Annotated in this window: 15 protein-coding genes; 5 read left to right on the top strand and 10 right to left on the bottom strand. The window is 50.5% G+C overall.

The genetic code is table 11. From position 1 onward, the window contains the following. Positions 1 to 190: 190 nt before the first annotated feature. The 3 genes from HMPREF1051_RS14880 to HMPREF1051_RS08295 all read right to left on the bottom strand — a co-directional run bounded on the left by HMPREF1051_RS14880 (position 191) and on the right by HMPREF1051_RS08295 (position 2,636). Positions 191 to 337, bottom strand: coding sequence for a hypothetical protein (locus HMPREF1051_RS14880; RefSeq protein WP_003767024.1), 147 nt, complete (start codon positions 335 to 337; stop codon positions 191 to 193). 202 nt (positions 338 to 539) lie between these two features. Further along, entirely contained in the window at positions 540 to 1,394 is an 855-nt protein-coding gene (lgt, locus tag HMPREF1051_RS08300; protein WP_003767026.1) for a prolipoprotein diacylglyceryl transferase, read from the bottom strand. 111 nt (positions 1,395 to 1,505) lie between these two features. Further along, entirely contained in the window at positions 1,506 to 2,636 is a 1,131-nt protein-coding gene (locus tag HMPREF1051_RS08295; protein ID WP_003767015.1) for a M14 family metallopeptidase, read from the bottom strand. A 308-nt stretch (positions 2,637 to 2,944) separates the two neighbouring features. Here HMPREF1051_RS08295 and argB point away from each other — a divergent pair, with 308 nt between their 5' ends. Then, entirely contained in the window at positions 2,945 to 3,835 is an 891-nt protein-coding gene (argB, locus tag HMPREF1051_RS08285; RefSeq protein ID WP_003767013.1) for an acetylglutamate kinase, read from the top strand. Positions 3,836 to 4,000: 165 nt separating this feature from the next. Here the strand turns inward: argB and HMPREF1051_RS08280 are convergent, their stop codons facing one another. From HMPREF1051_RS08280 to HMPREF1051_RS08265, 4 genes are all read right to left on the bottom strand, one after another. Continuing rightward, the gene (locus HMPREF1051_RS08280) at positions 4,001 to 4,975 is read right to left on the bottom strand and encodes a class 1 fructose-bisphosphatase (protein WP_003767041.1); all 975 of its coding nucleotides are present in this window, start codon (positions 4,973 to 4,975) and stop codon (positions 4,001 to 4,003) included. Between the two features lie 69 nt (positions 4,976 to 5,044). Continuing rightward, on the bottom strand, positions 5,045 to 5,416 hold the full coding sequence (locus HMPREF1051_RS08275) for a hypothetical protein (RefSeq protein WP_231286298.1): 372 nt from the start codon (positions 5,414 to 5,416) through the stop codon (positions 5,045 to 5,047). A gap of 101 nt (positions 5,417 to 5,517) precedes the next feature. After that, positions 5,518 to 6,363, bottom strand: a complete 846-nt coding sequence (locus HMPREF1051_RS08270; RefSeq protein ID WP_036492588.1) for a 23S rRNA (adenine(2030)-N(6))-methyltransferase RlmJ — start codon at positions 6,361 to 6,363, stop codon at positions 5,518 to 5,520. A 121-nt stretch (positions 6,364 to 6,484) separates the two neighbouring features. Continuing rightward, positions 6,485 to 7,444, bottom strand: coding sequence for an AraC family transcriptional regulator (locus tag HMPREF1051_RS08265; protein ID WP_003767021.1), 960 nt, complete (start codon positions 7,442 to 7,444; stop codon positions 6,485 to 6,487). 158 nt (positions 7,445 to 7,602) lie between these two features. Here HMPREF1051_RS08265 and HMPREF1051_RS08260 point away from each other — a divergent pair, with 158 nt between their 5' ends. The 4 genes from HMPREF1051_RS08260 (at position 7,603) to HMPREF1051_RS08245 (ending at position 10,053) form a co-directional block, all read left to right on the top strand. Next, positions 7,603 to 7,938, top strand: a complete 336-nt coding sequence (locus tag HMPREF1051_RS08260) for a carboxymuconolactone decarboxylase family protein (protein WP_003756322.1) — start codon at positions 7,603 to 7,605, stop codon at positions 7,936 to 7,938. A gap of 78 nt (positions 7,939 to 8,016) precedes the next feature. Further along, entirely contained in the window at positions 8,017 to 8,970 is a 954-nt protein-coding gene (locus HMPREF1051_RS08255) for a hypothetical protein (protein WP_155815312.1), read from the top strand. A gap of 168 nt (positions 8,971 to 9,138) precedes the next feature. Further along, entirely contained in the window at positions 9,139 to 9,504 is a 366-nt protein-coding gene (locus HMPREF1051_RS08250; protein ID WP_003767033.1) for a rhodanese-like domain-containing protein, read from the top strand. 54 nt (positions 9,505 to 9,558) lie between these two features. Beyond that, the gene (locus tag HMPREF1051_RS08245) at positions 9,559 to 10,053 is read left to right on the top strand and encodes a DUF302 domain-containing protein (protein ID WP_003767039.1); all 495 of its coding nucleotides are present in this window, start codon (positions 9,559 to 9,561) and stop codon (positions 10,051 to 10,053) included. A gap of 182 nt (positions 10,054 to 10,235) precedes the next feature. Here HMPREF1051_RS08245 and HMPREF1051_RS08240 read toward each other — a convergent pair whose 3' ends face one another. The 3 genes from HMPREF1051_RS08240 to HMPREF1051_RS08230 all read right to left on the bottom strand — a co-directional run. Next, positions 10,236 to 11,243: a 2Fe-2S iron-sulfur cluster-binding protein gene (locus tag HMPREF1051_RS08240; protein WP_003767032.1), complete on the bottom strand. Its 1,008-nt coding sequence runs from the start codon at positions 11,241 to 11,243 to the stop codon at positions 10,236 to 10,238. Positions 11,244 to 11,326: 83 nt separating this feature from the next. After that, positions 11,327 to 11,956 (bottom strand): hypothetical protein, encoded by a 630-nt coding sequence (locus HMPREF1051_RS08235; protein WP_036492586.1) that lies wholly within the window; start codon positions 11,954 to 11,956, stop codon positions 11,327 to 11,329. A gap of 323 nt (positions 11,957 to 12,279) precedes the next feature. Beyond that, positions 12,280 to 12,991 (bottom strand): DNA recombination protein RmuC (locus tag HMPREF1051_RS08230; protein WP_003764797.1); only part of this gene is annotated, 712 nt, incomplete at its 5' end.

Raw genomic sequence — 12,991 nt, 5'->3', positions numbered from 1 at the left:
ATTTTATAGTGGATTAAATTTAAATCAGGACAAGGCGACGAAGCCGCAGACAAGATAGTACGGCAAGGCAGCGCCGTACTGGTTTAAAGTTAATCCACTATACAGAATCCGCCATATCCCTCCACGATAAAAAGGTCGTCTGAAAACCATGTTTCAAGTTTTCAGACGACCTTTGTTTTTCAAAACGGAATCAACCGCCGCATGCGCCGCAGCAACCGCCTTCGCTGTGTCCGCCACGTTTTTCTTCGTTGTTGACTACGGGCAGCTCGACTTCTTCAGACTGTTCTTTTTTGTCTTCGGGCAGGTCGTTGACTTTGATTTTGTTTTCTTCTGACATTTTGGGCTCTCTTTAAAAAAGGTGGAAAGGTGTGCCACGATACCATCGGGCGGCGGATAAACCAAGTCGGATTTAAGATTTTTTGCGATTCGGTTTGATGAATCGCAAATCGTGCCGGTTTGGAATGGTTGATGCGCGGCTGATGTGAGAACGGGACGCTGGTTATCGCGTCCCGCTTGGGTTTTCAGACGACCTTTGGGCATCAGTTCAGGCGGTTTTTTTTACCGAACCAAACGAAACCGATCGCGCCCAAAACAATCATCGGCACGCTCAACCATTGTCCCATCGACAAGCCTAAGGTGAGCAGGCCGAGATAGTCGTCGGGCTGGCGGGCATATTCGGCGATGAAGCGGAAAAAGCCGTAGCCGCCGAGGAAGAGGGAGGCGACTTGTCCGGTCGGGCGCGGTTTTTTGGAGAAAATCCATACGACGATGAAGAGGCAGATGCCTTCAAGCGCGAATTGGTAGAGTTGCGAAGGGTGGCGCGGCAGCACATGGTATTGCTGCATCCATTCCGCCCAAAGCGGGTTGCGCACGGCGGCGTTGAGGTCTTCTGCGCGCGCTTGTGGGAAGCCCATTGCCCAAAAGGCGTTGATGTCGGTAATACGGCCCCAGAGTTCGCCGTTGATGAAGTTGCCGATACGGCCGGAAGCCAAACCCAGCGGAACGAGCGGTGCGACGAAATCCATGGTTTTCAAGGTGCTGATTTTGTGTTTGCGGCTGAACAGCCACATGGCGATGACGACGCCTAAGAAGCCGCCGTGAAACGACATGCCGCCTTCCCAGATTTTGAGCATTTCGAGCGGATGGTCGAGGTAGTATGAGAATTTGTAAAACAGGATATAGCCGAGCCGTCCGCCGAGGATGACGCCCAACACGCCCCAAGTCAGGAAGTCGTCGAGCATTTCTTGGGTAAAGGCGGTGTTGCCTTGTTTGATGCGGCGGCGGCCCAGCCATAAGAAAAGCATAAAGCCGACGATATAGCTGAGGGCATACCAGCGGATGGCGATAGGGTCGATTTTGATGGCAATAGGATTGAACTTCGGATGTATCATCATGATGTGTGTTCCTTATGGGAAGGGCAGTTTATGTGTTTTAGCCCGACAAAGGTCGTCTGAAAATGCCGATTGGGATTTTCAGACGACCTTTTGTGTGATAGGGAAAAATAATTATCGTAAATCATCGACAACGTTCAAAACAGCCGACAACATGGCTTCGCCCAAACGCAGGGAGCGTTGGCCGTTCCAGCCGAAGTCGTCGTCGGGCAGGTTGGCATTGTCTTTAAACGGCATTTCGAGCGTATAGGCGAGGCAGTCGAAACGGTTGCCCACCCAGTTGGTCGCGAGCGTCATGTTTGCCTGACCGGGCGCGTCTTTTTCATAACCGTATTCGTCTTGGAAGTCGGGGCTGGCGGAGAGTAGGGCGGTTTTGAACTGCGTTTCCAGCGCGGCAATGCGCGGATTGTAGTTCGGCACGCCTTCCGTACCGGCGACAAAGACAAACGGCAATGCTTCGTCGCCGTGAATGTCTAGGAACAAATCCACGCCGGTTTCCAGCATTTTTTCGCGCACGAGGAAGACTTCCGGGCTTTTTTCCAAAGTCGGGTTTTCCCATTCGCGGTTGAGGTTTGCGCCGGCGGCATTGGTTCGCAGGTTGCCCAATACCGAGCCGTCGGGGTTCATGTTCGGCACGATGTAGAACGTGGCGCGGTCGAGCAGGGTGCGCGCGGTCGGGTCTTGCGGATCGAGCAGACGGCCGAGCAGGCCTTCGATAAACCATTCCGCCATCGTTTCGCCCGGGTGTTGGCGGGCGATAATCCAGATTTTCATGTCGCTTTCGACTTGGTTGCCGATGGTCAGCAGGTTGATGTCGCGGCCTTGTACGGTGCTGCCCAAGTCGTCGATGCGGCAAAGCCCGCTGCCTTGCGCGTCGCCCAAGAGGTTTAAATGCTGTTCGTGGGAATAAGGCTCGAAATAGGCGTAGTAAACGCTGTTGGAAAGCGGGGTATGGTTGATGGTCAGCACGCCGTTTTCGTATTCGGTCGGGACACGGAACCAATTTTGGCGGTCGTAAGAGGCGCACGCCTGATAATCTTCCCAGCCTTGCGGATAAGCCGAATCCACCGCATTTTCAAAGTGCATCACGCAATTCTGATACGCCGCACCTTGCAGGCGGAAGTAAAACCATTGGGCAAAATCGGAAGCGTTGTCCGGACGCAGGGCGAGGCGGATATTGGCAGGGTCGGTCAGGTCTTTGACGACGACGGAGCCGGCATCAAATTGAGTGCTGATTTTAATCATGGGAAAGTCCTCGGTATATCGGGCGAACCGGATAACCGTTGTTTGAAAAAATGTGTGGGCGATACCGCGTCCGTCGGCGACGGCAAACCGATATGCCCGAATCCGTTGATTCTACCATTCCGACGGGCGCGTCCTCAACCGATAAGGGGCGGGGAATGTTGTTTCAGACGACCTTTGACGTTAAGATAGGTCAGATTCACTTTAAATCTGGACAAGACGGCGAAGCAGCAAACAGTTGCGAAGCTGATTTTTACTGATTCAAAGGTAATCCGCTATAATGATTAAATTGTTAATAATGAGACACGATTATGAGCGAATCCCACCCCATTTCCGCAGCCGACAAAGCGCGCATTTTAGCCGAAGCCCTGCCGTATATCCGCCGTTTTTCCGGCTCCGTCATCGTCATCAAATACGGCGGCAACGCCATGACAGAGCCTGCTTTGAAAGAAGGTTTCGCCCGCGATGTCGTTTTGCTCAAACTGGTGGGCATCCATCCCGTCATCGTCCACGGCGGTGGCCCGCAAATTAATGAAATGTTGGAAAAAATCGGTAAAAAAGGCGAGTTCGTGCAAGGCATGCGCGTGACCGACGGCGAAACGATGGACATCGTCGAAATGGTGTTGGGCGGTCATGTGAATAAAGAAATCGTCTCGCTGATTAATTTGCAGGGCGGACGCGCGGTCGGCGTCACCGGACGCGACAACCATTTCATCAAAGCGAAAAAACTGCTGGTCGATACGCCCGAACGGGCAGGCGTGGACATCGGACAAGTCGGCACGGTCGAAAGCATAGACGTGCGCCTGATTGAAGGATTGATCGAACGCGGCTGCATCCCCGTCGTTGCGCCCATCGGCGTTGGCGCAAAAGGCGAAGCGTTCAACATCAACGCGGATTTGGTTGCAGGCAAACTGGCGGAAGAGTTGAACGCGGAAAAGCTGCTGATGATGACCAATATCGCCGGCGTGATGGACAAAGAAGGCAACCTGCTGACCAACCTTACCCCAAGCCGTATCGGCGAATTAATCGCAGACGGCACACTCTACGGCGGTATGTTGCCCAAAATCAGCTCCGCCGTCGAAGCGGCAAGCAACGGCGTCAAAGCCACACACATCATCGACGGCCGCCTGCCCAACGCGCTTTTGCTGGAAATCTTCACCGATGCGGGCATAGGCTCGATGATTTTGGGTGAAAGGTCATAACGACCCGCAGATGAGTCAAGGCTTGCCGAACAGCAGGCCTTGTAAATGCCCGAATACTAAATACACAAAAGGTCGTCTGAAAACCTGTTTCAACGTTCATAGAGAATGCTGAAACGGATTTTCAGACGACCTTTTTATGACAGGATAGCCTACAAACTCAACATCTTATTTTTGATGCAGCTTGCCGACATATTCGACTTCCTCGCGGCTGCCCATGACGACGGCTACGCGTTGGTGCAGACCTGTGGGGACGATGTAGAGCATGTTTTCCAAAGCATTGCTTGCCGCCGCGCCTGCCTGTTCCAAAATCAGGCTCATCGGATTGGCTTCGTACATCAGGCGCAGTTTGCCGGGTTTGGACGGATCGCGTTTGTCTTGAGGATACATGAAGACGCCGCCGCGCATCAGGATGCGGTGGATTTCTGCGACCATGCTCGCTACCCAGCGCATATTGTAATTTTTACCGCGAACGCCCGTATCGCCTGCCAGCAGCTCGTTAATATATTGCTGCATAGGGGCTTGCCAGTGGCGGGTGTTGGACATATTGATGGCAAACTCTTTGGTCGATGCCGGAACTTGCGGGTTTTCTTTGGTTAGGACGAATTCGTTGTTTTCGTTGAGCGTGAACACGAAAACGCCGTGTTTCAAAGTGAACACCAATTGGGTTTGCGGGCCGTACAAAACATAACCTGCCGCCACTTGGTCACGGCCTTTTTGCAGGAAGGATTCGGTATTCAGACGACCTTCGGGCTTGGCGAGTACGGAAAAAATCGTGCCGACGGAAATATTGACGTCGATATTGGACGAGCCGTCCAGAGGGTCGAACAGGACGAGATAGCCGCCGTTTTCGTTGGCTGCTACAAAAGTATCCTCTTCCTCGCTTGCCAAACCGGCGACATGGGCGTTTTTTTTCAAGACGTCAATCAGGATATCGTTGGCAATCACATCCAGCTTTTTCTGATCTTCGCCCTGAATATTGCCCGTACCCGCCATGCCCAACACGCCGGCGAGTGCGCCCAAGCGGACTTTGCCGCTGATGTCGGAGCAGGCGGCGACAATGGATTCGAGGACGCTGCCCAATTCGGCAGGAATGCTGTTTTGCTGTAAATGCTGCGGTAGGAATTGCGCTAATGTTTTCATATCGGACTCGGTTTCTGGCTATAAAAAAGAAAAGGTCGTCTGAAAATGGTTTTCAGACGAGGTCGGTATTTATTTTTTGCTTGAAGGGGCGGAGGCGGCGCCTATCATTTCTTTGGCGCATTCGACCGCGCTTTGTTTGATTTTGGTTTTCAACTCGCCGCCGACTTCGCCGCCGATCAGTTTCGACATATCGTCGATGGATATCTGGTCTGCGGTTTTTTCCGAAGCGCACGAACAGATTTGCTGTATGGTATCAGACGGTATCGCGCTGCTTTTCGGCGCTTTTTCCACGCAGATGGCTGTCGCGCTGCTGATGAAATGGCCGCGCAATTCTTCGCCGAAGGTTTCTTGTACCGTATCTTGAACCGAACGTTCGCAGGAGCATAGAAAAAGCGTGCAAAGGGAAGCCAAAAGCAATGAAGCGAGATGTCTGATCGTCATGATTTGAAAGCGTGAAAACAATGTAGTGAATTGTAGTTTAAATCGGAAGCCCATGCCACAGGATTTCCCGCCGGTATCTTGGTTCGACGGGATAATATCGATTATTTTATGCAACTGTTTAAGACGAAGCGCGCGCCGTCGTCTTGTGCCAGTATGTCGGTCAACGCGGGAAGGTTGTTTTTCAGCAGTTCCGGCAGCAGGTAGGGCGGGTTGATGATAAACATGCCGCTGCCGTGCATCCCGAATCCGTCCGGACGCGGGGTGTGGACGTGCAGCTCGGCGTGCAGGTAGCTCTCGGGCATCAGCTTTTGCAGCTGCTCGGGCAGCTTGCGGCTTTCTTCTCGGCTCAAGCAGGGATACCAAACCATATAACAACCCTGCTCAAAGCGTTTGAGCGCGTCTTTTAAAGTTTGGACAACGCGCTGATAGTCTTGTTTTTCTTCATACGGAGGGTCTATCAGGACAACAGCGCGGCGCAGCGGCGGGGGTAACAGTGAAATCAGACCGCGAAAACCGTCTGCCTGCATTATTTGCCCGCGCCTGCCCAAGCGCGCCTCTTCCATATTGTTTTTCAGATGTTGGAAATCGGCAGGGTGCAGCTCAAACAAACGCAGTTTGTCGCTGTCGCGCGTCAGGGCTTGGGCAAGCCACGGCGAACCGCAATAGCGTTGCTCTTGTGGGAGTATGGCATTCAGACGGGCGATGAAGGCGGACAGCTCGGGCGGCAGATGTTCCGCTTCTTGAAGCAACCGGATGCCTTGTCTGTATTCGCCGACTTTTTGCGCTTCGCTGCCGCTCAAGTCATATAAACCCGCGCCGCTGTGGGTATCGATATACCAATAGGGCTTGTCTTTTTGATTGAAGTAATCAAGCGTCAGGAAAAGGATGAAATGCTTGATCATATCGGCATGGTTGCCGGCATGGAAGGCGTGGCGGTAGCTGAGCATAAGAGGTCGTCTGAAAAGGGAAAAATGGATTATATAGGCAAATAAACAGTGTATCCAAACAGGCTTTCCCGCAGTATCCCAATGGCTGAACGATAAATCAAAAGTTTATGACGCTTTTGACTTAGCCGTTTTCAGACGACCTTTCGGGTTCAAATGCCCTGGTATCATCATCTGCCGTTTCATTTTTCCGATATTGCCCCGGCGAAATCCCGTATTGTTTTTTAAACGCTTTGCCAAAGTGTGTTTCGGATTGGAAGCCGACGTTCAGGGCGACGGACAGGATGGAATCGGCGGTTTGCCGCAGCAATACGGCGGCTTGGCGCAGGCGGATGAGGTTGACGAAGGCGTGGGGGCTGATGCCGGTTTGCTGTTTGAACAGGCGCATCAGTTGGGCGCGGGAAAGGTTGGCAAGCGCGGTCATTTTTTCGATGTTCCATTCGTCTTCTGGGCGGCTGACGACGGTTTGGATGAGCTGGCGCAGACGTTTGTCGCGCAGGCCGTTGAGTATGCCGCCTAATGGTGCTTCTCCGCCTTGTTCGAGATGGGCGCGGACGATGAGGACGAGAAGGACGGAGGAGAGGGCATTGACGATGGCACGCGAGCCGGAAAGCGTGTGCGCGCTTTCATATTGCAACATGGAGATAAGGCATTGTAGCGAGGGATGGTCCATCTTGATAAGGACGGTTTCGGGCAGGTCGTGCATGATGTCAGCGTGTTCGTCGTATTCGAAACGAGCGCAGAACAAATCCAGCCCTTTTTCGCCGCCGCTACCTGAAGATTCGATGGTAAACGCGCCGTCGTTGCCGATATGAATGGTATCGCCGCAGTTGTTGCAGTCTGCTTCGCTGCTGATAATGTGTTCGGCGCTGCGCGGGAAAAAGATAAGGTCGCCGGTTTGCAACAGCCGCGCTTCGGGTTCGCCTTCGATTTTGATGTAGCTTTCTCCGGCGACGACAAGGTGCGCGATGCCGTGCGCGCGCCTGCGTTCATGCGGGGCGTACCATTTGTCGCGGAACAGGCATTGTATGTCCACGCTGCCGGTGATTTGCGCCAGTTCGATGAGTTTGTCCAAGGTGTCCATAAGTGTTTTTTGCAAGTGAATGAGATGATTTGACGATTATAATAGTCAAATTATTGCAATAATGCCATTCATCGGATGTAAAGATGGCGGATTAAATTGAAATCTGCCATGCAAGAACAACATCCTTCATTTGCAAACACATTAGAAAGGAAATCAAAATGTTTCAAAATTGGCCCGAACACACCGCACACGTTAAAAAATCATTCGGCGAGCTGGGTAAAAACCACCCGAAAATGCTGCAAGCCTACGGCGCGCTGGAACAAGCCGCCGCAGCCGAAGCATTGGATGCGAAAACCCGCGAGCTGATTGCCCTCGCCGTCGCCATCACTACCCGTTGCGAAAGCTGCATCAGCGTACACGCCGCCGCAGCCGCCAAAGCGGGCGCGACTGAAAGCGAAATCGCCGGCGCGCTGGCGACCGCCATTTCCTTGAACGCAGGCGCAGCCTACACTTATGCCCTGCGTGCTTTGGAAGCGGTTGACGCGCAGCGTTGATTTTGTCTCAAAGGGTCGTCTGAAAAAACTCCCGTTTCAGACGACCCTGATTTATATGAAAGAAATTAAAAAATGTGTATGAATAAAGAAGAATGTTATAAAAAATTTATTTTAAATGATCAGTTTATTAAGTTGTATAGAGGGATTGGTATTGATAAAGTCAAGAAAGACTTAAAAATTGAGGAAGAGGAAAATTGCGAAGAAGCTATATTAAATAATATATTTATGTTGGGATGTAAATCTAATTATTTTGTTGTTCAGAATCATTCTATTTCAACTAATATTGATGATAGTATATATAGACTTGTAGAAGATTCAGATGAGGAAGTTTTTAAAAAAATATTTAAAAAAATTCAGGAAGAAATCGCAAATAATAAAGATGAGTTTCAAATATTTGTTGATGGTAACAGAGAGTTTATTTCTTGGCTACAAGAATCCAGTAAACTTGAGATAGCTATAAATAATATCCAGAAATTAGAGCATAAAAATAAGATACTGATTAGAGATTATTATTTGGCAGTATTACATCAGTTTGAATCCCGGGAATATCATAAAAAATCGGCATTAATTTCGGCAACAACTAAGTATGGTGCAGCAAAATATTTTATGACAGATGGGTTTGATGAGTCCTTTAAAGGAGGAATTATCATACAATATATCTTACCTAAAGCTAGAATCCATGAGTTTGCTATTCCAAATTTTATTTATAAAAACTCAGATATAATTGAAAAATTGGAGGAAATGTCTCTTCCTGATATAAAACAACCACCATATGAGGATGAAGAAGAATATTCCGTTAAAAGAGCTTTGTTCCCTCATTTTATTTTAAGTATTGATTTATATGATGAAAATATAAAAAAGTATAAAACAATCTACAATCCAGAAATATGTAAATGCAATATAGAAGAAGTTTTAAAATCAGGATTTTCTATAGATCAAGGTAATTTTGATGAGTTTATAAGGAAAGTTAGGTATAAATCTTATACTCAACAAGATAATGACGGAAATTTCAAGGAGGCAAGTGTTGATTAGACAGAAAGATGAAATTAGAACGAATTAAGATTTGGAGGCTTAGTCGCTATTTTCCTAATCTAGACTACTTTGTTCTACTCACAGCCATTACTTAGACATCTAGACATTGCTTTTTGCCGCCGAACCGTTTAGATTGATATTTTTGTTCAACCGTTTGGAGAAACAACCATGAAAAAATTGCTGACTGCCGCGCTGACTGCCGCCGCACTTGTCCTGCCTGCCGCCGTATCCTATGCCGCGCCCTCCGCCAAAGCCGCTAGCGCGCAACCTGCCAAAGCAAAAGGCGTATGGATTGACGTACGTTCCGAAGAAGAATTCAAATCCGGCCACCTGCAAGGCGCGGTCAATATTCCGCACGACCAAATCGTCGAACGCATCAAAAGCGTCAGCCCCGACAAAAACGCGCCCGTCAACCTCTACTGCCGCAGCGGCCGCCGTGCCGAAGCCGCGCTTACCGAGTTGAAAAAAGCAGGCTACACCAACGTAACCAACCACGGCGGTTACGAAGACTTGGTGAAAAAAGGTTTGAAATAACCAGCAACAAGGTCGTCTGAAACGTTTCAGACGACCTTTTATCCAAGGAAAAACATGAAACCGATACGCACCTTCGCCGCAGCCGCCATCCTCGCCGCCCTGACCGCCTGCGCTTCACACGGCGGCGATGCCGCCCGACAACCTGATTCCCGACAAAGTTCCGCCATGAATCAAACCCATACCGCCATCAGCAAATACAGTTTCGACGATACCGTCCGCCGTTTGGAAACCGCCGTCAAAGAAAAAGGCATGACCGTGTTCGCCGTCATCGACCACCAAGCCGCCGCGCATCAAAGCGGTTTGGACATGCAGCCCGCGAAAGTCATCGTCTTCGGCACGCCCAAAGCCGGCACGCCGCTGATGCAAAAAGACCCCGCCTTCGCCCTGCAACTGCCGTTGCGCGTCCTCGTTACCGAAACCGACGGCGCAGTCCAAGTCGTGTTCAACGACACGCGCGCGCTGGTGTCGGGCAGCAAAATCGAGTTTGCCGAAGTGGAAAACACGCTCGCTAATGCTGAAAAGCTCATCCGTAAAACGGTAGCGGAATAGGGATAAGCCAAATAATCGAAAGGTCGTCTGAAACCGAAAAAAGGTTTCAGACGACCTTTTACAAAATAATGTGCCGAGGTCGTCTGAAAAATTGTTCGACGATATCGGCACATTATTTTTTAAGACAACTCAGTTCCCAAGCCTTTTGCGGTTGCGGTAGGATTAGATTTGCGCGGGTATATCTACTGCGCAGGCGAAAACGCATCCGAATAGAAGGTTGTCTCAGGCAGGTTGCATTGTGCGGTCAACACGGATTTCGCGCTTTCGGTCATGGCGACGGAACCGCAGGCATAAACTTCATAACCGCTCAAGTCAGGGTAATCTTTTGCGGCGGCGGTTTGGACGTATCCTTTTTCGCCTTGCCAATCCTCAGCGGCTTTTGATAGGACGGGGGTGAAGCGGGCGTTTTTCAGACGACCTGTCAGTTCTTGAGCTTCTTCGAGTGAGTACAAATCATCTTGGTGACGCGCGCCCCAGTAGAAATGGACGGCGCGGCTGCTGTCTTGGCGGATAAGGTCGAGCAGGATGCTGCGGATGGGGGCATAGCCTGTACCGGTTGCCAAAAGGATGATGGGTTTGCCGCTGTCTTCTTGCAAGGTAAACGAACCGAGCGGGCCTTTGATGCGGACGATGCCTTTTTCTTTGACTTTGGGTTCGCTACCGAAAATCATTTCCGAGCAGACGCCGTTTTCGCGCCTGCGGATGTGCAGTTCCAAAATGCCTTCTTGGTCGGGCGAATTGGCGATGGAGTAGCTGCGGCTGACGTTGCCCGGCAGCAGTAAATCAATATATTGCCCGGCATAGAAAGCAAACGGCGGGGCTTTGGGCAGGGCAAGTTTCAGGAGGGCGACATCATGTTTGAAAACCATGCTTTCAATGCGGGCGGGCAGGGTGCGGACGGGTAGCGCATTGGCGTTGTAGCCGGGGATGTTGATGCTGATGTCGCTTTGCGCAGTGGTGCAGCACATCAAAATCTTGCCTTGGGCTTTTTCTGCTTCGGATAAAGCCTGTTCCGAGTGTTCGCCCATTTGAATATCGCCGCTCACCAGTTCGGCTTTGCATTGACCGCAGGCACCGCTTTTGCATGAATGGGGCAGATTGAGGTTTTGACGGGCGGCAGCGGCTAAAACGGTTTCGCCGTCGTTGGCGGTAAAGGTGGTTTGGTCGGGTAGGGTAATGGTATGGGTCATAGCTTGGTGTGGTTTGAATAGATTAAGTTAAAAGGTCGTCTGAAAAATCAGCTTTCAGACGACCTCCGTTTGCGGAAGACAGTCTACAACGGATAACGGCAGCCGATATAGCCCTTATCTGAATCACCCCTTATTACATCTGCTTTAAATACAGCAGGAAAGCCAAAATATTTCCATACCTTCAATTTTTTATTGGGGTCTGTTATCGATTTTTCGACAGCAGGCACACTATAGCCCAATGTATCCAGTTTTTTAGGTGTCGTTTTGGATGTGCTATTTTGTCCCTTTAGCTGTTGCGTCAGCTCTTGAAGGTCTTCCTGATATTTCTGACGGTATAGTGAATGCAATTTGGGATATCGTGCCCAATCAATTTCCAAATAGACAGCATTGTTGCGAATAGCGACATACTGACCTTCTACTTCTTTTCCATCTAAGGGATTGGCAAGATGCACCTTAAACGGCAAGCGGTAACGGTAAGTAATATTATCGATTTCATTGACAAAACGTCCTACATTTTCTCCGGCACGTTCATTTGGATCAAGATAACCAGTGAAATTTTCCGGAATCCAAAACGAAAAATCCAACGATGACACCTTGCAACGCAATACATCCTGTACTGTTTGAGGAGTAAAAGGCTGAGGCTGATCGGCGTAATTTTTTGCAAATGAGGAAGTTGTTACCAGTAATAGTACTGCAGGTAATATTATTTTCATCTTACACCTTAATTTGTAATGGCTTGAAGGTCGTCTGAAAACCAAGCTTTAATAGAATTAAAACCTATACCTTGCTTTCAGCCGGTCTGGCAAGACTGGCTTATAGTGGATTCACTTTAAATCAGGACAAGGCGACGAAGCCGCAGACAGTACAGATAGTACGGAACCGATTCACTTGGTGCTTCAGCACCTTAGAGAATCGTTCTCTTTGAGCTAAGGCGAGGCAACGCCGTACTGGTTTAAAGTTAATCCACTATAAAACACGCATCATGCGTCCTTTTTGTCTTTGATACGTCGTCTGAAACCCGACGACAAAGAAACCGTCAATCTTCTTCCCCTTCCGGCAAACCTTTATCCTGCAAAGCAGATTCTTGGGCGGTTTCCGCCAAATCGCGTTGCAGGCGTTTGGTGGTTTTGACGCCCAGCGCGCGCAGTTTCTCGGCGCGGCTGACGAGGTTGCCGCGTCCTTGCGAGAGCTGTTTGTAGGCTTGTTGGAACTGGCTTTGCGCTTGGTCGATGTTTTTGCCGACGGCCTCGAGCGTTTGGACGAAGCCGGTGAATTTGTCGTAAAGCCTGCCGCCTTCAGCCGCGATGGCGAGGGCGTTTTGGTTTTGCTGTTCGTTGCGCCAGATGTGGGCGACGGTGCGCAGGGTGGCGAGCAGCGTACTCGGGCCGACCGGCATGATGCGCTTGTCAAAACATTCTTGGAACAGGGCGGCATCGTGTTGCAGGGCGAGCAGGTAGGCAGGTTCGACGGGGATGAACATAAACACGAAGTCCAGCGTGCGCACGCCTTCGAGGTCGGTATAGTCTTTTTGCGACAGGCTGCGGATGTGGGCGCGGATGCTGGCGACGTGGGCGGCAAGTTCGCGCTCGGCGGTTGCGGCGTCGGCGGCTTGGGTATAGCGGACGTAGGCGGTCAGCGAGACTTTGGAGTCGATGACGATTTGTTTGCCTTCGGGCAGGTTGACGAGGACGTCGGGCTGGAGGCGGCGCGCGCCGTCTTCTTCTTGGCGGACGGCGGCGGCTTGGACG

The organism is Neisseria sicca VK64, assembly GCF_000260655.1.
Taxonomy (GTDB): Bacteria; Pseudomonadota; Gammaproteobacteria; order Burkholderiales; family Neisseriaceae; genus Neisseria; species Neisseria sicca_B.
This window is presented reverse-complemented; position numbering and strand designations above follow the sequence as displayed.